Here is a 19,366-nt window from a genome sequence, read left to right on the forward strand (position 1 = left end):
ACAGTATATTCCAAAACGCTTTACTCTTCCCAGTTATGGTATACTTCCTGCACATCATCATCGTCATCGAGAAGATCCAGTGTTTTCTGAATGTTTTTGATATCCGTCTCGTCTGTCAGCTCTACATAGGTCTGAGGAATCATGGTCACAGAGGCTTCCATCATAGGGATGCCTGCTGCTTCCAGCTTCTCACGTACCTCGGAAAAGCTGTCCGGATCTGTGATAATCTCAAAGCTGTCCTCCTCTTCCGCGAAGTCCTCGGCTCCCGCGTCAAGCGCCAGCATCATCAGCTCATCCGCGTCCATCTCAAACTCTTCCCTGTCGATCAGAATCTGTCCCTTCTTGTCAAACATAAAGGATACGCATCCTGGTGTCCCGATATTTCCGTTTCCTTTTGTAAATGCACTTCTGACATTGGAAGCTGTACGGTTTTTATTGTCGGTCAGCGCCTCTACAATAATAGCTGTTCCGTTCGGCCCATATCCTTCATATACGACTCTTTCGTAATTGTTGGCATCCGCGTCTCCGGCTGCCTTTTTAATGCTTCGCTCAATATTGTCGTTTGGCATGTTGTTTGCTTTTGCCTTCGCAATCACATCGCGGAGTCTGCTGTTGTTCGCAGGATCCGCTCCGCCTCCTTCTTTGACTGCTACAGCGATCTCACGCCCGATCTTTGTGAAAATCTTTCCCTTTGCAGCATCATTTTTTTCCTTTTTATGCTTAATATTTGCGAATTTGGAATGTCCTGACATGTTCTCTACCTCTCTTCGTATGTAATCTCTCTTCCTTCTTCAGGAAAACTCATGTTCTTAATTTTATCATTCTTTCGATTCCGTGACAAGTTCCGTTTTTGTAATCTTCACCTTTTGGATAATATTGTTGTCCACTTCCTTGATCTCAAACAGATAGCCCTCGTAGGAAACACTGCACAGCTCGTCTTCTGCAGGAATCCTCTCAAGCTTTACAATCAGAAATCCATTTAATGTCTCATACTCATTGTCCTCGTCTTCATCCTGAAAAACAATACCAAGTACGTCCGAGAGTTCGGTAAGCCCGCACAGACCGTTCACCTCGTAGGAACCGTCCTCGTTTTTTCGGATCATCTCTTCTTCCTCATCGTATTCGTCCCGGATATTTCCCATAATTTCTTCAATAATATCTTCCATGGCGACGAGTCCTGCTGTCTGACCGTACTCGTCAATCACAACGCACAAATGGATCTGTTTTGCCTTCATCTGCATGAAAAGGCGGCTGATCTTCCTCGTTTCCGGAATAAAACATACCGGCATGAACGCGTCCCGGATTTCTCCAAGTTTCTTGCCCCTCATTTCGGGATTCAGATAGAGCTTCATAATATCCCGGATATGAATGATGCCAAGTATATTGTCGATTTCCTCTTCATAGACAGGAAATCTGGAATATTTTGCCCTGGATGCAAAAGCTGCCACCTCTTCCAAAATATCATTGCAGTTTAATGCGACAATATTTTTCCTGTGAGTCATGACTTCCTTTGCATCTTTATCCCGGAACGAAAAGACATTACGGATCATCCGGTACTCCATCTCCTGAATACTGCCGTCCTTTTCCCCTTCTTTGAGATTTTCCAGAACCTCTTTTCTAATTGTATCCCGTTGGTCCATATTTTCTCCTTCTATGTAGAAAGTGCAATACTGATCTTCAGTGCCTCATCCACTTTTTTCATGATTTCCTGATCCAGGTGGCACACACTTTCCTTTAATCTTTGTTTATCGATTGTACGGATCTGCTCCAGTAGAACAACCGAATTTTTTACTACACCATATCTTCTTGCGTCGATCTCCACGTGGGTCGGGAGCTTTGACTTATGCATCCGTGACGTGATCGCCGCGCAGATTACCGTCGGGCTGTGTTTGTTTCCCATCTCATTCTGTATAACAAGAACCGGGCGGATGCCTCCCTGTTCGGAACCAACCACCGGACTTAAATCCGCATAAAAAATATCTCCACGATGAACCTGCTGCACTTTCTTCACACTCCATTTTCTAAGATATAGTGAGTATTTCCACCTTTACTTTGAAGTATTCCAAAAGCCGGCCGTCTTTTTTATGCAAAATAGTCAATCTGCTCAATGACTTTTCCGTCTTTGATATATTCTCTTGGTATCCTCTTGTCGAGATCGCAGAGAAACTCATAGTTAAACCTTCCGGACAGTGCACTTAAATCTTCCACTGCAATCTGTTCCCCGCCGCTTTTCCCTACCAGTACGACTTCATCCAGGAAATCTGCATCTTCGATCTCTGTCACATCTGCCATCATCTGATCCATGCAGACTCTGCCAAGAATCGGAGCCCTCTTTCCCCGGATCAGGACATAGCCCTTGTCCGAGAGACTCCTCGGGTATCCGTCCGCATATCCGACAGGGATCGTTGCCACGCGGGTCCGTTTCCCGGCCCGGAAGCACCCGCCGTAACTTACAACAGCTCCGGGCTCGATCCATTTGATATGTACAATACTGCTTACCAGCGACAGTGCCGGCTTCAGATCCAGACGGTCTTTCTTCACCTCGTCAGATGGATAGAGCCCGTAAAGAGCAATACCCGCCCGTACAAGATCCAGATTGGCCTCCGGATGATCGATAATTCCGGCACTGTTGGAGCAGTGGCGGTATTTCGGCTCGATGCCTCTATCCTTTAACCGGTCTGTCATCCAGATATATTGTTCCATCTGCTTGTTTGTAAAGGACTTATCTGCCTCGTCTGCTTTTGCAAAATGAGTAAAAATGCCTTCCATCTCAAGATCCGGGAGATGAAAAATCCGTTCGATGGCATCCAGAGAATCTTCACCTGTCTGAAATCCGAGTCTTGACATCCCCGTGTCCAGCTTGACGTGAATCCATGCTTTTTTCTGCTTTGCGGATGCCAGGGCGGAGATCGCTTTCGCAGACTCTTCAGTGTAGACTGTCATGCGTATCTCGTTTTCCACCGCCTCCTCATACTGCTCCGGAAAGGTACATCCGAGAACAAGAACCGGTTTCTCAATTCCTGCCTTTCTCAGAAGCACCGCCTCGTCAAGCGTTGCGGTCGCGTATCCCCAGACGCAGTCCAGATTCTGAGTCTCTTTTGCGATCCGTGATGCCCCGTGGCCGTAACCGTCCGCTTTTACTACCAGAATCATCTTCGTATCCGGTGAGATATGTTTCCTCATCTGTTCTATATTATATGTAATATGATTCAAATTGATTTTTGCGCATACTCTGCTGTACTTTTTCATTTTGACTGAACCTTTCTTCGCTCGATTTCCTGTAAAACAGCTGATGCCATCTCGATCAGGTCCCCGGCAAGCACGCTGTGCGCCCCGAGTTTTTCCCTTGCCTCGTCTCCGCACAGCCCATGTATAAATACACCAAGCGCCGCAGCGTCAAAGCGGTCCATTCCAAGGGCCAGGCAGCCTGTAATCATACCTGCAAGTACATCCCCGGAACCTGCTTTTGCCATCGCACCGTTCCCGGATGTATTCAGATATGGAATCCTGCCTTCTCCTGCCACAACTGTTCTGGCATCTTTTGCTGTTAGTATTATATTATAGGTTTTGGCATACTCTTGCGCAAGTCCAATCCTGTTTTTTTTCGTTTCTTCCGTCGTTTTCCCAAGAAGACGCGCGAATTCCCTGATGTGAGGCGTAAAGATCAGGCTGCTTCCCGCTGCTTTTAGATATGTGTTTCTTCTTTCTTCTTCCATTCCGGAAATTAGATTCAGGCCATCCGCATCCATCACGCAGTATTTTCTGTGCGTGCCCAGATACACGAGCAGATGTTCTATTATCATACCGGCCTGTATATCCGTCCCCAGTCCACATCCGGCGCAGATCACATCCGCCCAGTTCAGAAGTTCCTCCAGCTGGTTTTTCAGATCCTCTCCGTAAGGCGTTATGACTGCTTCCGGCAGGGTTGCCTGAAGTACTTCCCGGTTGGATTCCGGCGTCAGTATACGTACCAGTCCGCTTCCCATCCGGTATGCCGCCTTCGCGGAAAGAATCGCGGCGCCTGCCATGCCCTGGCTTCCGGTAATCATCAGCACTTTTCCGTAAGTTCCTTTATGTGCATCGTCTTTTCGCTGCGGACAGAGCCTTCCTACGTCCTTTCTTTCATAAGTCAGATACCGTGTTCCTTCCACGCCGCCGCGCAGATAAATTCCGATATCTTCCACACAGACCTTTCCGGCGCAGAAAGCTCCCGGATACAGAACCATCCCTGCCTTCTGGTATGCAAATGTCACCGTCAGATCCGCGCGAAATGCCGTCCCCAGAATCTCTCCGTTCCCCGCATCAATTCCGGACGGAATATCCACCGCTATTTTCGCTGCGTCCAGTCTGTTCATCTGCTCCAGAATCCCCGCGTAGCGCCCTTCGACCGGCCTGCTCAGTCCGATACCAAATACAGCATCAAATACAGCCGTGTACCTTCCCTCCGGGATTTCCCGTTTTACGGTTCCTCCGACTGCCTCAAAAATCTGAATCTGTGTCTTTGTCTCTTCGGTACAATGGTCCGGATTCCCAACCAGTACGGCAGTCACTCCGTATCCTTTTTCCAGAAGCAGTCTTCCCACTGCAAACCCGTCGCCTCCGTTGTTTCCGCTTCCGCACACAATCAGGCTTTTCGACAGGTTAAGCCTCTCCCTTTCGGCTGCCTCTACCACTTTCAGAGCCGCCCGTTCCATCAGGACAAGAGACGGAATCCCGATCGTCCCGATCGTGTATGCATCCGCTGCTTTCATTGTCCTGCCATCAATGATATATTTCATCTTTACCGCTCCTTTCCCCGCTTTCATTCCGGGATACAGAAAAAAGACGCGGAGTCCCGCATCTGTTGTACGAATCTCTCACGTCCTTCTTTTCTCTTATTTTTTCTTCTGATGTTTTTCCTCATAGCGGAGTACATTGTAGGAGAGCCGCATCAGACTCTCGGAAAGATGTACGTTTTCCACAACAACATTATCCGGAAGATTCAGATCCGTATGCGCAAAATTCCAGATTGCACGGATACCGTTTTCCACGAGCATATTGGCTACTGCCACCGCCTTCGTCTTCGGTATCGTCAGAATCGCAATTTCAATGTCATTATTCCTGATGAAACTTTTCAGCTCGTCCATCATACGGATCTCGATTCCGCGGACCGTAACACCTGCCAAAGTCGGGTTGACATCAAACAGACCCTTCAGCATAAATCCGCTGCGCTCAAAAGCGGTATAGTTTGCCAGCGCCTGTCCAAGGTTTCCGGCTCCGATAATAATCATATTATGTTCTCTGTCCAGCCCCAGGATCTTTCCAATCTCCGAGTGCAAATATTTCACATTATATCCATACCCCTGCTGACCAAAACCGCCGAAATTATTCAAATCCTGGCGGATCTGGGAAGCAGTGACTTTCATGCGTTTGCTCAAGTCGTTGGAGGAAATGCGCTCTACACCGTCTTCCAGTAATTCTCCCAAGTATCTGTAGTATCGAGGCAGTCTTCTGATAACTGCCTGAGAAATTCCTCTTCCTTCCACTTTTAGCACCTTCCTGTTCTTTTCAATACTTTTATTATATGTAATACTTGAAATAAAGTCAAACTTATTATGGGATTTTATGTTGTATTTTGTACAAATTCCGTTATAATGAATACGGTACTTTTGTTTTATCAGAGGAGGATACTATGATACTTGCATGTCACAATCTGGAAAAATCGTTTGGGGACCAGGTCATTGTAAGACATGGCTCTTTTCATATAGAGGATCACGAGAAAGCGGCTCTGACAGGTTTAAACGGTGCCGGAAAATCTACCATTTTGAAAATGATTACCGGAGAGATTCCGGCAGATTCCGGGGATATTATTCTCGCAAAAGGGAAACAGCTCGGGTATCTTTCCCAGCATCCCATGACGGACAGCACACGTACAGTCTATGAGGAAATGCAGACTTCCAAACAGTATCTGATCGATATGGAAAGCCAGATCCGCAAAATTGAGGCTGAGCTTCAGACTTTATCCGGATCCCATCTGGAGGACAGGCTTGCCGCTTATCACAATCTGACTTCCCGGTTTGAACGGGAAAACGGCTATGCCTATCAAAGTGAAATCACCGGAGTCCTGAAGGGACTGGGATTTACAGAAGAAGATTTTGAAAAGCCGGTCGCTTCCCTTTCCGGAGGGCAGCGAACCCGTGTTTCTCTGGGAAAACTTCTGCTTACCAAACCGGATATTCTGCTTCTGGATGAGCCGACCAATCATCTTGATCTGCATTCGATTGCATGGCTTGAGACCTATCTTCTGAACTACCCCGGAGCGGTCCTGATTGTCTCCCACGACCGGTATTTTTTGAACAGGGTCGTTACAAAGATCATTGAAATCGAAGCCGGCACGCTCACTATGTATCTTGGTAACTATCAGGAGTTTGCGAAGAAAAAACAGATGCTCCGGGATGCAAGGCTGAAAGAATACCTTAACCAGCAGCAGGAAATCAAGCATCAGGAAGCGGTCATTGAAAAACTTCGTTCCTTCAACCGGGAAAAGTCCATCAAACGGGCCGAGAGCCGGGAAAAGATGCTTGCAAAGATTGAGCGGATTGAAAAGCCGGTGGAACTTGCTTCAGATATGCATTTAAAGCTGGAGCCTTCTGTTGTCAGCGGAAATGATGTGCTCCGTGTTGATCACCTCAGCAAAGCTTTCCCGAATCAGACGCTCTTTGAAGACATCAGCTTTGAAATCAAACGTGGAGAACACGTTGCGATTATCGGGGACAATGGTACCGGAAAGACGACACTTCTGAAAATCCTGAATGAAGTCATTCCTGCGGATTCCGGAACTTTCACCCTTGGCTCCAATGTCACTATCGGTTACTACGACCAGGAACACCATGTCCTTCACATGGACAAAACGGTTTTTGATGAGATATCGGACGATTATCCGTCCCTTACGAATACCCAGATCCGGAATATGCTTGCAGCCTTTCTCTTCACCGGGGATGATGTCTACAAGCTGATTGGAGACTTGAGCGGCGGGGAACGTGGACGTGTCTCTCTTGCAAAATTGATGCTTTCCGAGGCCAATTTCCTCATTCTCGACGAGCCGACCAACCATCTTGATGTTGCATCCAAAGAAATCCTGGAGCACGCATTGAATGATTACACCGGCACGGTACTTTATGTTTCCCATGACCGGTATTTCATCAACGAAACTGCCACGAGAATTCTGGAACTGGTCAATCAGAAATTTGTCAACTACATCGGAAATTATGATTATTATCTTGAAAAGAAAGAGGAACTTACCGCTGTTTACGCTGCTCCTGCCGCAGCAGATACGCCGTCTTCCACAGACACTCAGGCTTCGGCCGGAAAGCTGGACTGGAAGGCTCAGAAGGAAGCGCAGGCGAAGGAGAGGAAACGCCAGAACGATCTGAAGCGGACCGAAGAGCGGATTGAGACTCTGGAAACCCGGTGCGGTGAGATCGATGAACTGATGACCCACGAAGATGTATATTCCAATTCCGTCCGGTGCCAGGAGCTGGCAAAAGAAAAGGACAACATCACAGCAGAGCTTGAGACTCTCTATGAACAGTGGGAATCTCTCGCGGAATAAGAGCAGCAGAAAAGAGGCCGAAGCCCGTTTATAACACGGGTCTGCCTCTTTTTCTATGCTCTCTTTGATTTTGACTTCTTTTTATGCAAGCCGTTTTGCGATGGCTTTGATAAAGTCTTCGCTGTTTAATACAACCGGATCTTTCAAAGTCGTTATCAGCGCCAGGTCTTTTGTCATTTCGCCCGCTTCGATGGTATCGATAGTCGCTTTTTCAAGCCGGTCCGCAAACTCCTGAAGCTCCTTGTTTCCATCCAGTTCTCCGCGCTTTCTGAGAGCCCCGCTCCATGCAAAGATCGTTGCCACGGAGTTGGTGGATGTCTCCTCCCCTTTCAGGTGTTTATAATAATGTCTCTGAACTGTTCCATGAGCTGCCTCGTACTCATAGTATCCATCCGGTGAGACAAGAACGGACGTCATCATGGCAAGGGAGCCGAATGCGGAGGAAATCATATCACTCATAACATCTCCGTCATAGTTTTTGCATGCCCAGATATATCCGCCTTCTGATTTCATTACACGTGCCACCGCGTCGTCAATCAGTGTGTAGAAATACGTAATTCCCGCCTGTTCAAACTGCTCTTTAAATTCCGCGTCAAAGATCTCCTGAAAGATATCCTTGAATGTATGGTCGTATTTCTTTGAAATCGTATCTTTCGTTGCAAACCAGAGATCCTGTTTCGTGTCCAGTGCATAGTGGAAACAGCTCCTTGCAAAACTTTCGATGGACTTGTTGATATTGTGCATTCCCTGAATGATGCCGGGTCCGTCAAACTCATGGATCAGTTCTCTTGTCTCGCTTCCGTCCTCAGCGGTGTAGACAAGCTCTGCCTTTCCTTTTCCAGGGATTTTCATTTCCGTTCCTTTATACACATCCCCGTAAGCATGTCTTGCAATGGTGATCGGTTTTTTCCAGTTTCTGACGCACGGCTCAATTCCTTTTACGACAATCGGTGCACGGAATACGGTTCCATCCAGAATCGCACGAATCGTCCCGTTCGGGCTCTTCCACATCTCTTTCAAATCATATTCTTCCATCCGCGCTGCATTTGGGGTGATGGTCGCACATTTTACGGCCACTTTATACTTTTTCGTTGCAAGCGCACTGTCAATCGTCACCTGGTCATCAGTCTCATTACGGTGTTCCAGCCCAAGATCGTAATACTCCGTATTCAGATCAATAAAAGGCAGGAGCAGATGATCCTTGATCATCTTCCAGAGAATTCTTGTCATCTCGTCTCCATCCATCTCAACGATTGGTGTCTGCATCTGTATCTTTGCCATCATACCATCCCTTTCTTTTTTTTTAGATTTCTTCCAGATGTAAATTCTGAACAACATGGCGGATATGCTCTTCCATCAGTTTCTCCGCCCTGTCTTCATCCTTGTCCCGGATTGCCGAGAGGATCTCCGAATGTTCCCTGATGGATTTTTCCGCACGGTTTTCCACTTTAACGGACATCCTCCTCGCCATCTGGACATAGCGGTGGAAATCCGTCAGTACATTTTTCAACATCCTGCTTCCGCAGGCTTCATAAAGGATAAAGTGGAACTTTCCGTCCAGAGTGGAAAGCTGTTCGGTCATCCCCTTTTTCAGATAAAATTCGGAGAGAAGAATCATCTCTTCCATCTCGTCAATCTGCTCCTTCGTAATCCGTCTTGTCGCAAGCCGGGCCGCAAGCCCTTCCAGCCTGGACCGGATCATATAGATATCCTGAACGTCCTCCCTGGAAATGCCGTTGACATACGTGCCTTTGTTTGGAATACTGGTCACCAGTCCTTCCAGTTCCAGCTTCCTGAAGGCTTCTCTGACCGGAGTCCTGCTGACTCCCAGCTCTTTTCCCACGGTCACTTCCCGGAGTTCGTCTCCTTTTTGATATTTCCCGGAAAGGATCTGTTCACTCAGTGTCCGAAACACCTTTCCGCTCAAAGAATAATCTTGATATTCTTCCATGACTGTTACTTCCTTCTATTAAAGAATGATTGACTTCTCACGGCAGATTTCCGTGATCTTCTGAACCATTTCTTCGTCCGTCATCACAGTTACACGTCCGTCGTCATACTGCTTATCCACCCATTCCTTCACTGCCACAACCAGCTCGGAGTCTTTTCCGACTTTTCTGTCCTCCGGAAGCTTGTAGTAGGTATTGATCCAGTGGGCAATTCCTGCGATGCCGGATGTGTTGGACACTGATACTACGGCCGGCCGGTTCAGAAACTTTCCGGTGTCAAAAATATTGTAGATCTCTTCGTTTTTCAGAAGTCCGTCCGCATGGATTCCGGCCCTTGTCACATTAAAGTTCTTTCCCACAAACGGCGTGTGCTCCGGAATATGGTAGCCGATCTCCTTTTCATAGTACTCGGCAAGCTCTGTGATGACAGTCGTCTCCATGCCGTCCAGTGTTCCCCGAAGCTGCGCATATTCAAATACCATTGCTTCCAGTGGTGTATTTCCTGTACGTTCTCCGATTCCAAAGAGAGAACAGTTTACGCCGCTTGCTCCATAAAGCCATGCGGTCGTTGCATTGCTGACTGCCTTGTAAAAGTCATTGTGCCCGTGGAACTCGATGAGTTCACTCGGTACTCCGGCATGGATCATCAATCCGTAGATTATACCCGGAATAGACCGCGGAATCACCGCTCCCGGATAGTTGACTCCGTATCCCATCGTGTCACAGACACGGATTTTAATCGGAATCTGATATTCTTCCATCAGATTCATCAGTTCCAGACAAAACGGAATCACGAAACCGTAAATGTCTGATCTTGTAATATCCTCCAGATGGCATCTCGGGCTGATCCCGATTTCCAGACACTGACGGATAATCGAAAGATAATGGTTAAGCGCCTCCCGCCTTGTCATCTTGAGTTTATAGAAAATGTGATAATCGGAACAGCTTACAAGAATCCCTGTCTCTTTCAGTCCGATCTCTTTTACCAGCTCAAAGTCCTTCTTATTTGCCCGGATCCAGCTTGTAACTTCCGGAAACTCATATCCTTTCTCCAGACACTGGTAAACAGCATCCCTGTCTTTTTTACTGTAAAGGAAAAACTCACTCTGACGGATCTTTCCCTTTGGACCGCCCAGACGGTGCAGGTAGTCATAAATCGTCACAATCTGCTCTGTCGTATACGGCGCTCTGGACTGCTGCCCGTCACGGAATGTTGTATCCGTAATCCAGATCTCGTCCGGCATTGAATGCGGTACGATTCGATCGTTGAACGCGATTTTCGGAACTTCGTCATATGGAAACAGATTCCTGAATATATTCGGCTTATCTACGTCCACCAGCGGATACATATGTTCTTCGAGCTGCAGTAAATTATTGTGATGGTTCATGTAAACTTTTCTATTATCCATTTTATACACTCCTTTTCGCTTTGTATAATTGTATACAATTATACAAAGTATGTCAACCCGAAGTTTGATATTTTTATAACCAGCGAAGTTTTCTGATAAACAAAAAGGATCCTGCGCCATGCAGGATCTCTTTCCAGTTTAAAAGTAGTTACCTTCTCTTACGTTCATATTTGATTTTTGTCCGAAGATAGTTCTCAAAATCCAGAAACTGCATTTCTTCGCTTTCTCCGCTCAGGGCGTAGTCCATGCTCTGGGCGGCAGCCTCCAGCAGGTCTTCTGTTACTTCCGGACGGTTTTTCTGAAGAATCGAGAGCTTTTCTTCATTGGAATCTGCCTCCAGAAATCGGAGAAGCAGATCCGATGTATGCCCGTTTTCTGCTTTTTGGAATTCTTTTGTAAAATCAGGAACCGGAACAGCATAGAGGGTCTTCTCTTCCTCCTCTTGAAAAATCAAAAGCTCTTCCATCGTCTGCCAGTGTCTGGACGTGCCGATGAAACGGTAGATCGTGCCCTGCTGATCGGTGTATAAGAAACCTGTTTCAGGCAGTTTTCCCGGCAATCTGCTCCCTCCTTTTCTTTAATACAGTTTTGTTGTAACCAGCTTCGGACGGAATCCGTTGTTTTCCAGAGCCTGCAGAATCTCATGTTTGTGCTCTGTTCCAAATGCTTCCATGGTTACTCTCAGCTCTACAGCCGCATTTCTGTTTGTGCTTACAAACTGGTTGTGTTCCAGCTTGATGACATTGCCCTGTGCGTCCGCGATAGTCTTTGCCACGCGTACCAGTTCGCCCGGCTTATCCGGAAGCAGAACAGAAACAGAAAAGATCCGGTCTCTCTGGATCAGTCCGTGCTGTACGATGGAAGCCATGGTGATCACATCCATGTTTCCTCCGCTCAGGATGCAGACTGCCTTTTTCCCTTCCAGATTCATCTGTCTGAGCGCTGCTACAGAAAGCAGACCGGAATTTTCCACAACCATCTTGTGATTCTCTACCATATCCAGGAAAACGCCGATCAGGTCATCATCATCGACTGTCAGTATCTGATCCACATTTTTCTGTACATACTCAAAGGTCTGGCTTCCCACGCGTTTTACCGCAGTACCGTCCGCAATCGTATTGGCGCTTGGAAGGGTTACCGGTTCTCCTGCTTTCAGAGCTGCTTTCATACTGGCTGCTTCTGAAGGCTCCACGCCGATGACTTTGATCTTCGGATTAAGCATCTTTGCAAGGGTTGCTACACCTGCAATCAGTCCGCCTCCTCCTACCGGGACAAAGATATAATCAACAGTCGGAAGCTCCTGAACGATCTCCATGGCGATACTTCCCTGGCCCGTCGCTACATCCAGGTCGTCGAACGGATGGACGAATGTGTATCCATGCTCTTCGGCAAGCTCGTAGGCCTTGTCACATGCATCATCATAAACATCTCCGTAAAGAACGACATCCGCTCCCAGATTCTTTGTTCGGTTTACCTTGATCAGCGGCGTAACGGTCGGCATAACGATTGTTGCCTTGCATCCGAACATCTTTGCCGCGTAGGCAACGCCCTGGGCATGATTTCCTGCGGAAGCCGTGATCAGTCCTTTCTGCTTTTCCTCCTCGGACAGCGTACTGATCTTATAATAGGCGCCGCGGATTTTGTACGCGCCCGTATGCTGCATGTTTTCCGGCTTCAGATAAATCTTTCCACCTGTTTCCTCGCTCAGGTATTCACTGTAGACCAGTTTTGTCGGATTTGTGACTTTTTTTACAAGCTCACTTGCTTCTTCAAATTTTTCCAATGTCATCATGGCTGTAACCTTCTTTCCTCTGTGTCATGTTTATTCTGTTTCTTCCTCCGGATGCTCCTCTGTCGTAAAAAGGGCATTGACAAAATCATCGGAATCAAATTTCTGCAGATCATCGATACTTTCTCCGACTCCGATATATTTGACCGGAATGCCAAGTTCCGACTGAATTGCTACCACAATTCCCCCTTTTGCGGTTCCATCCATTTTTGTCAGAACGATTCCCGTAATGTCTGCCGCCTCCGCAAACTGTTTTGCCTGCGAAAGTGCGTTCTGCCCTGTTGTTCCATCCAGAACCACCAGGGTTTCTCTGTACGCGTCAGCATACTCTCTCTCAATGACACGATTGATCTTTTTCAGCTCTTCCATCAGATTCTTTTTATTATGAAGACGCCCCGCCGTATCACACAGCAGAACATCCGCCTTCCTTGCCTTTGCGGCCGCAACCGCATCGTACACGACAGCTGCCGGATCAGAGCCTTCCTGTCCCCCGATAAACTCTGCATTTGCCCGGTCTGCCCATTCTTTCAGCTGTTCTCCCGCCGCGGCACGGAATGTGTCCGCCGCTGCGATCACAACTTTTTTCCCTTCACCGCGAAGCTTCCCTGCAAGCTTACCGATGGTCGTCGTTTTTCCTACCCCGTTAACTCCAATCACCAGTACTACGGATTTCTGATTTTCAAACTCATATGCTGTCTCCCCGATCTGCATCTGCTCCTTGATACTGTCAATCAGAAGCTGTTTGCAGTCAGCCGGATCCTTGATATGCTGTTCTTTCACCTTTTCTCTAAGGTCATCAAGGATCGAATAGGTCGCCTTGACGCCGAGATCTCCCATAATCAGGATCTCTTCCAGCTCTTCATAAAAGTCTTCATCAATTTTGGAAAACCCGCTGAACAGGCTGTCAAGGCCGGAAACGATATTCTGCCTTGTTTTTGTCAGGCCTGACACAAGCCGCCGGAAAAATCCCTTTTTTTCCTCTGCCATAGTCTCTTCTACTCCTTTATTTTTTATTTGCTGAGCTGGTTTTCAAGCAGATCTACTGAAACCAGCGTAGAAACTCCCTTCTCCTGCATCGTAATTCCATACAGTCTGTCCGCTGCTGTCATTGTTCCTCTCCGGTGGGTAATAACAATAAACTGCGTATTTTTCGTCAGTCTGTGAAGATACTGCGCAAACCTTGTAACATTGGAATCGTCCAGGGCTGCTTCGATCTCGTCCAGCAGACAGAACGGCGACGGTTTCAGATTCTGAATCGCAAAGAGAAGCGCGATCGCCGTCAGCGCTTTTTCTCCACCGGAGAGCTGCATCATATTCTGAAGCTTCTTTCCCGGCGGCTGTGCAATGATCCGGATTCCCGCTTCCAGAATATCCTCGTCCTCCAGAAGCTCGAGTGTCCCTTTTCCGCCTCCAAAGAGCTGGCGGAAAACATTATGGAACTCTTCTTTTATCCTTGCGAACTGTTCCTCAAACTGCCTTCTCATGGCGGTATCCAGTTCTTCAATAATCTGTTTTAAGGTTGCCTCCGCTTCGATCAGGTCTTCATGCTGGTTTTTCAAAAAGAGATACCGTTCTTCCAGATTTTTAAAATCTTCAATGGCATTGACATTGACATTGCCAAGGCTGCGGATCTCTGAGCGAAGCCGCTGAATCTCTTTCTTCATGAAACCCAGATCTCCAATACTTTCATCCCGGTACTGCTGCGCATGATTATAGGTGATCTCGTATTCTTCCCACATATAATTCATTTGCTTTTCCATCGTCTCCTCCAGCCCGTCCTTCTTTCCGCCAAGCCGGAAGGTTTCTTTATCAAGATCGGAAATCTGTTCCGAGATGGCATCGCGCTTTCCAAGGAATTCCTTATGTCTGCGGGAAAGTGTTTCCTTTTCCCCGGCATACTGCCCGATCTCCTGTTCGATCTCTTCGATCAGTTCTCCGGCTTCCCGGATCTTTTGTCCGGCCCGTTCCATCTCCTGCTCTTTTTCAGCAATCGCTTTCTTATTGTCTCCCTGGTTTTCCTCCAGCAGTTTCTTTTCCTGTGTATACTTCGTATACTCCTGCCAGATACGTTCCTGATTTTCATTCAGGAAGATTTCTTTTTGTCCAAGTTCCGCAAAAACAAGATGTGCGTCCTCGGCACGTTTCTGTAAAATCTGTTCCTCTTCCTTCTTTTTCTCCAGCTCCTTCTGCTCTTCTTCCGTCTCCTTTTTCAGCCTTTCTTCCAGTTCTTCGGAAGTTCCCAGTTCGATTTCAATGGATTCCTGATTCTCCTGAAGTTCCCGGAGCTGGTTTTCATAGCTTTCGTTTTCTTTTAAAAGCTCTGACTTTCGGTCAAGGATCGACTTCTGCCTGCTTTGTACCTGAGAAAGATTCATCTTTGCGGTATTCTGCCGGACGTATATCTTCTGCATCTCATCTTTGAGGCTGTCCATTTTCGCATAATATCCGGCACGCTCTTCTTTATGACGCTCCAAAGACTCCCTCGTCTGCTCCAGGTCCTTTTTGAGCATCTGTACGGTCTTTTCAAATTCCTCAATCTCACGCCGTCTGCTTAACAAACTGCTGGAATTTTTAAAAGCCCCTCCTGTCATGGATCCACCCGGATTGAGAAGCTCTCCCTCCGGTGTCACCATCCGGACAGTTTGGCGGTATTTCCTTGCAAGACGGATACCCACATCAATATTTTCCACTACCACGGTACGACCAAGAAGGTTCTTCATAAGACTTTTGAATTCTTCATCTGTCTCCACAAGCGTATGGGCAAGTCCGATGACGCCGTCTTCTCTGAGCACTTCCGGCTTTGGGAACTCGGAACCCTTCACGCTGGTCAGAGGAAGGAACGTTGCCCGCCCGAATTTATGCTGTTTCAGATAAGTAATCATTCTTTTCGCGGTCTCTTCATCCCTCGTTACGATATTCTGGATGCTTCCGCCGAGTGCAGTCTCCACCGCAGTCTCGTACTTTTTCTCTACACGGATCAGATCCGCCACAACTCCAAGGATGCCCTGCTCCCGGTTTTTCTGCTCCATGACTCTCCGGATACTGTTACCGTATCCTTCGTAGCGCTCGGTCATATTTTTCAAAGATTCCAGTCTGGACTGCTCTCTGTGATACGCACTCTGTCCAGTCTGAATCAGTCCATTTTCTTTTGTAATTTCTTCCTGAAGTCTTACAATTTCACTTTCATACTGCGCAATCGTTTCCGAACAGGTACGGATCTGGGCGGAAAGCTCTTTCCATTCACTTTCATACTTTTCATATTCTGTCCGGTATACTTCCGTTTCCTGGGTAATCGTTAAGAGCTGCTGCGCAAGTCCTGTCTTCTGAACCCTGATCTGCTCTTTCATCGTATGAAAACGCTGCAGTTCAGCCTTTGTCGAAGCCCGCACGGAAAGAATCTTCATAATCTCGTTTTTCTTTTCCTCGCTGGAAAGACTGATCCTGGCCATCTCCTCCTGAAGGCTCGTCAGATTCTCTTTTTCTTTCTCGCTCTGCGCTTCCTTCTCCCTCATCTGGGCTTCCAGATCTGCGCGCCGGCTTTTCAGTTCTTCAAGCTCGGTCTCCCGTTTCCGGATCTCTTCCTCAACAGTCTTTTTCCGCTCCAGATAATGGGCGTCGTTCATCCGCACGCTGTTGATCTGCTCTTTGAGAAGGTCAATGCTGTTCTCATACTGCTGCCGGATCAGTCTTGTATCATTCAGCTGCTTTCTCGCGGTCTCCGTCTGAAGGTCAATCTCCCCGATCCGGTTTTCTACTTCGGCATACTCCTCTTTCATGGCGTCATACCGCTTTCTCGATTCATCAAGCTCTTCCTGCGCACGTGCCAGAGCCTCTTCTATTTCCTTTTCTTCCGCTTTTAACTTTTCTGTCTGAACGAGGAACAGATTGACGTCCAGCTTTTTCATTTCTTCCCGTTTCTTCAGATACTCTCTCGCCGTCTCAGACTGCTTTTTAAGCGGTCCGTACTGCTTTTCCAGCTCCGAAAGGATGTCTGTTACACGTACCAGATTCTGCTGCTCTTCTTCCAGCTTCTTCAAGGATGTATTTTTTCTCCGCTTGAATTTGACAATTCCCGCAGCCTCATCGAACAACTCCCTCCGGTCTTCGGGTTTTCCGCTTAAGATCTTATCGATCTGACCCTGTCCGATGATTGAATATCCCTCTTTCCCGATTCCGGTATCATAAAACAGCTCGTTGATATCTTTCAATCTGCAGCTGCTTCCATTAATCAGGTACTCTGACTCACCGGAGCGATAAAGCTTTCTTGTCACAGTGACTTCCTCAAAATCAATCGGCAGCTTGTGGTCGGAGTTGTCCAGCGTGATCCCGACCGAGGCGTAGCTTAGAGGCTTTCGGTTCTCAGTTCCTGAAAAAATGACATCCTGCATGTTGCCTCCGCGAAGCTGCTTCGCCCTCTGCTCTCCTAATACCCACCGGACCGCGTCCGCGACGTTGCTCTTTCCACTTCCATTCGGCCCTACAATGCCGGTGATTCCATTATGAAACTGAAAGACGATTTTATTTGCAAAAGATTTAAATCCCTGTACTTCAATGCTTTTTAAATACATAGCTCTCCTATCGTTTCTCCTGTAATTTCAAAATCGCCTGATATGCAGCCTGCTGTTCAGATGCTTTTTTGGTCCTTCCTTCGCCTTCCCCGTAGATCTGTTCTCCGATCCTGACTGCCGTACAGAAACTTTTATTGTGGTCCGGTCCTTCCTCCCGGATCAGTTCATAGGAAACCTGATCATCAGAATTTCCCTGTACAATTTCCTGCAGGATAGTCTTGCTATCAAAAAAGAGCTTCTTGTTTTCCAGGTCATTGAGGATAAACCGGTGAATGAACTCTTTTGCGCTAGCAAACCCACCGTCCAGATAAATCGCTCCAATCAGCGCTTCCATCGCGTCAGATGTAACCGAATCCCGTTTTCTTCCGCCCGTTGCCTCTTCACCTTTTCCGAGCATCAGATATTCCCCCAGTTTGATATCTCTGGCACAAAAAGCAAGCGCCGGTTCACATACCATACTTGCCCTCTTTTTGGTCAGTTCACCTTCCGGCATTGTCTCATACTCAAAAAAAAGAAATTCGCTGGATACAACTTCAAGTACTGCATCGCCCAGAAACTCCAGCCGCTCATTACATTCATATTTCTTCATGTGCTTTTCGTTCACATAGGAGCTGTGTCTCAAAGCATGACGCAGAAGTTCCGGATTCCGGAACTGATAATCAATTGTTCTTTCTAGTTCTTTGATCTTTCTCATAAAACCCCCAATTAGCACGAAAAAGCCCTGACGGGCTTTTCCGCATTTATGTTTTAATTATTTGTTGCCGTTCTGATCTGCTCTACTGCGTCTCCCACTGTCACGATTTTTTCCGCATCATCATTATCAATCTCGATATCGAATTCTTCCTCGATTCCCATGATAATCTGGAAAATGTCCAAAGAATCTGCTCCCAAATCGTCTACAAATGTAGTCTCCATTGTGATGTCTGAGGCATCCACATTTAATACATCTGCGATAATCCCCTGTAATTTTTCAAATTCCATAGTTACATTCCTTCCTTAAAAGTTTATTCTTTCTCTTTCTGAATGCATTCTCTGATTTTCTCATTAATCTTCTGCTCTTTGAAGGTCACGCACTGAATAATGGAGTTGCAGACCTCACGTGCCTTTGAGTTGCCGTGTGTCTTTACAACCAGGCCATTGAGACCAAGCAGCGGTGCTCCGCCGTACTCGCTTGCGTCAAATCCCTTCATCGTCTCCTTCAGCGCCGGTTTTACAAGCAGTGCTCCGATTTTTGTCCTGAGGCTCTTCATCATGCCTTCCTTGATCTTATCAACCAGCACCCCTCCGACGCCCTCATAAAGTTTCAGGATAATATTGCCCGCGAAAGCCTCGCAGACAATGACATCCGCGTCACCATACGGAATATTGCGCGCCTCGATGCTCCCGGTAAAATTAATATCCGGGCATGCCTTCAGCATCGGGAACGTCTCTTTCACAAGGGCGTTGCCCTTCTCCTCCTCAGCACCGATATTGACAATCGCCACTTTCGGATTCTTCACGCCCATGACATGCTCCATATAGATCGAGCCCATTTTTGCAAACTGCACCAGATGGGACGGTCTGGCATCTACGTTTGCTCCGCAGTCGATCAAAAGCGAAAATCCCTTTTTGGTCGGTAAAAGCGGCGCAAGGGGCGGCCTCTCCACTCCTTTGATTCTCCCTACAATGACCTGTCCTCCAACGAGAATGGCTCCGGAGCTTCCTGCCGATACAAACGCGTCGGCCTCTCCTTTTTTAACCATATTCATCGCTACGACAATCGAAGAATCCTTTTTTCTGCGGATTGCCATTACCGGCGGCTCCGCGGTCTCAATCACTTCACTGGCGTCCTTGATCTCAATCTGCTCTTTGTCGTAAGTATATTTGGCAAGCTCTTCTTTTATGATGTCTTCTTTCCCGACAATCAATACCTGAATATCCCTGCGCTTATTTACTGCGTCAACAGCGCCTTTAATGATTTCCACCGGGGCATTATCCCCTCCCATGGCGTCGAGCGCCACTTTCGTGTATTCTGCCATGCTTCTACCTCCTGCATTCTATCAGTAATTCTACTAGACATT

Annotated in this window: 17 protein-coding genes; 1 reads left to right on the top strand and 16 read right to left on the bottom strand. The window is 47.3% G+C overall.

The window, feature by feature from the left end:
- Nucleotides 1-20 precede the first annotated feature (20 nt).
- The 6 genes from B5G11_RS02280 to B5G11_RS02305 all read right to left on the bottom strand — a co-directional run bounded on the left by B5G11_RS02280 (nt 21) and on the right by B5G11_RS02305 (nt 5,525).
- Nucleotides 21-752, bottom strand: coding sequence for a YebC/PmpR family DNA-binding transcriptional regulator (locus tag B5G11_RS02280; RefSeq protein WP_087168012.1), 732 nt, complete (start codon nt 750-752; stop codon nt 21-23).
- Nucleotides 753-818: 66 nt separating this feature from the next.
- On the bottom strand, nt 819-1,640 hold the full coding sequence (locus B5G11_RS02285; protein WP_087252038.1) for a hemolysin family protein: 822 nt from the start codon (nt 1,638-1,640) through the stop codon (nt 819-821).
- 11 nt (nt 1,641-1,651) lie between these two features.
- Nucleotides 1,652-2,002, bottom strand: coding sequence for a type II toxin-antitoxin system PemK/MazF family toxin (locus B5G11_RS02290; RefSeq protein ID WP_087168067.1), 351 nt, complete (start codon nt 2,000-2,002; stop codon nt 1,652-1,654).
- Nucleotides 2,003-2,082: 80 nt separating this feature from the next.
- A complete protein-coding gene (alr, locus tag B5G11_RS02295; RefSeq protein WP_087168014.1) occupies nt 2,083-3,249 on the bottom strand; it encodes an alanine racemase in 1,167 nt (388 codons plus the stop codon).
- Nucleotides 3,246-4,778 (bottom strand): NAD(P)H-hydrate dehydratase, encoded by a 1,533-nt coding sequence (locus B5G11_RS02300; protein WP_087252039.1) that lies wholly within the window; start codon nt 4,776-4,778, stop codon nt 3,246-3,248. Before B5G11_RS02300 ends, alr begins: the two co-directional genes overlap by 4 nt.
- Before the next feature lie 96 nt (nt 4,779-4,874).
- Complete coding sequence (locus tag B5G11_RS02305; protein WP_087168016.1) at nt 4,875-5,525, bottom strand: redox-sensing transcriptional repressor Rex; 651 nt, start codon at nt 5,523-5,525, stop codon at nt 4,875-4,877.
- Between the two features lie 146 nt (nt 5,526-5,671).
- Between B5G11_RS02305 and abc-f the strand changes: the two genes are divergently transcribed.
- On the top strand, nt 5,672-7,591 hold the full coding sequence (gene abc-f / locus B5G11_RS02310; RefSeq protein WP_087252040.1) for a ribosomal protection-like ABC-F family protein: 1,920 nt from the start codon (nt 5,672-5,674) through the stop codon (nt 7,589-7,591).
- An 81-nt stretch (nt 7,592-7,672) separates the two neighbouring features.
- Here the strand turns inward: abc-f and B5G11_RS02315 are convergent, their stop codons facing one another.
- From B5G11_RS02315 to plsX, 10 genes are all read right to left on the bottom strand, one after another.
- On the bottom strand, nt 7,673-8,872 hold the full coding sequence (locus B5G11_RS02315; protein ID WP_087252096.1) for an NADP-dependent isocitrate dehydrogenase: 1,200 nt from the start codon (nt 8,870-8,872) through the stop codon (nt 7,673-7,675).
- Nucleotides 8,873-8,894: 22 nt separating this feature from the next.
- A complete protein-coding gene (locus B5G11_RS02320) occupies nt 8,895-9,542 on the bottom strand; it encodes a GntR family transcriptional regulator (protein WP_087252041.1) in 648 nt (215 codons plus the stop codon).
- A gap of 18 nt (nt 9,543-9,560) precedes the next feature.
- Nucleotides 9,561-10,949 (bottom strand): 2-isopropylmalate synthase, encoded by a 1,389-nt coding sequence (locus B5G11_RS02325; protein WP_087168019.1) that lies wholly within the window; start codon nt 10,947-10,949, stop codon nt 9,561-9,563.
- Nucleotides 10,950-11,097: 148 nt separating this feature from the next.
- On the bottom strand, nt 11,098-11,508 hold the full coding sequence (locus B5G11_RS02330) for a hypothetical protein (protein WP_087252042.1): 411 nt from the start codon (nt 11,506-11,508) through the stop codon (nt 11,098-11,100).
- Between the two features lie 18 nt (nt 11,509-11,526).
- On the bottom strand, nt 11,527-12,741 hold the full coding sequence (ilvA, locus tag B5G11_RS02335; RefSeq protein WP_087168021.1) for a threonine ammonia-lyase: 1,215 nt from the start codon (nt 12,739-12,741) through the stop codon (nt 11,527-11,529).
- A 30-nt stretch (nt 12,742-12,771) separates the two neighbouring features.
- Nucleotides 12,772-13,725, bottom strand: coding sequence for a signal recognition particle-docking protein FtsY (gene ftsY, locus B5G11_RS02340; RefSeq protein WP_087168022.1), 954 nt, complete (start codon nt 13,723-13,725; stop codon nt 12,772-12,774).
- Nucleotides 13,726-13,748: 23 nt separating this feature from the next.
- The gene (gene smc / locus B5G11_RS02345) at nt 13,749-17,306 is read right to left on the bottom strand and encodes a chromosome segregation protein SMC (RefSeq protein WP_087252043.1); all 3,558 of its coding nucleotides are present in this window, start codon (nt 17,304-17,306) and stop codon (nt 13,749-13,751) included.
- 7 nt (nt 17,307-17,313) lie between these two features.
- Nucleotides 17,314-18,000: a ribonuclease III gene (gene rnc, locus B5G11_RS02350; RefSeq protein ID WP_087168024.1), complete on the bottom strand. Its 687-nt coding sequence runs from the start codon at nt 17,998-18,000 to the stop codon at nt 17,314-17,316.
- A gap of 53 nt (nt 18,001-18,053) precedes the next feature.
- Complete coding sequence (acpP, locus tag B5G11_RS02355) at nt 18,054-18,287, bottom strand: acyl carrier protein (protein ID WP_087168025.1); 234 nt, start codon at nt 18,285-18,287, stop codon at nt 18,054-18,056.
- Between the two features lie 23 nt (nt 18,288-18,310).
- Nucleotides 18,311-19,324 (bottom strand): phosphate acyltransferase PlsX, encoded by a 1,014-nt coding sequence (gene plsX, locus B5G11_RS02360; RefSeq protein ID WP_087252044.1) that lies wholly within the window; start codon nt 19,322-19,324, stop codon nt 18,311-18,313.
- Between the last annotated feature and the right edge of the window lie 42 nt (nt 19,325-19,366).

The sequence above is a fragment of the Drancourtella sp. An57 genome, from assembly GCF_002161525.1.
In the GTDB taxonomy this organism is placed as follows: domain Bacteria; phylum Bacillota; class Clostridia; order Lachnospirales; family Lachnospiraceae; genus Sellimonas; species Sellimonas catena.

Bases quoted from the DNA above. Each gene is read 5' to 3' on its own strand.
- ilvA (WP_087168021.1), bottom strand. From the start codon at position 12,741: ATGATGACATTGGAAAAATTTGAAGAAGCAAGTGAGCTTGTAAAAAAA.
- plsX (WP_087252044.1), bottom strand. From the start codon at position 19,324: ATGGCAGAATACACGAAAGTGGCGCTCGACGCCATGGGAGGGGATAAT.
- B5G11_RS02325 (WP_087168019.1), bottom strand. From the start codon at position 10,949: ATGGATAATAGAAAAGTTTACATGAACCATCACAATAATTTACTGCAG.
- rnc (WP_087168024.1), bottom strand. From the start codon at position 18,000: ATGAGAAAGATCAAAGAACTAGAAAGAACAATTGATTATCAGTTCCGG.
- B5G11_RS02315 (WP_087252096.1), bottom strand. From the start codon at position 8,872: ATGGCAAAGATACAGATGCAGACACCAATCGTTGAGATGGATGGAGAC.
- B5G11_RS02300 (WP_087252039.1), bottom strand. From the start codon at position 4,778: ATGAAATATATCATTGATGGCAGGACAATGAAAGCAGCGGATGCATAC.
- B5G11_RS02320 (WP_087252041.1), bottom strand. From the start codon at position 9,542: ATGGAAGAATATCAAGATTATTCTTTGAGCGGAAAGGTGTTTCGGACA.
- abc-f (WP_087252040.1), top strand. From the start codon at position 5,672: ATGATACTTGCATGTCACAATCTGGAAAAATCGTTTGGGGACCAGGTC.
- smc (WP_087252043.1), bottom strand. From the start codon at position 17,306: ATGTATTTAAAAAGCATTGAAGTACAGGGATTTAAATCTTTTGCAAAT.
- ftsY (WP_087168022.1), bottom strand. From the start codon at position 13,725: ATGGCAGAGGAAAAAAAGGGATTTTTCCGGCGGCTTGTGTCAGGCCTG.
- B5G11_RS02285 (WP_087252038.1), bottom strand. From the start codon at position 1,640: ATGGACCAACGGGATACAATTAGAAAAGAGGTTCTGGAAAATCTCAAA.
- B5G11_RS02280 (WP_087168012.1), bottom strand. From the start codon at position 752: ATGTCAGGACATTCCAAATTCGCAAATATTAAGCATAAAAAGGAAAAA.
- acpP (WP_087168025.1), bottom strand. From the start codon at position 18,287: ATGGAATTTGAAAAATTACAGGGGATTATCGCAGATGTATTAAATGTG.
- alr (WP_087168014.1), bottom strand. From the start codon at position 3,249: ATGAAAAAGTACAGCAGAGTATGCGCAAAAATCAATTTGAATCATATT.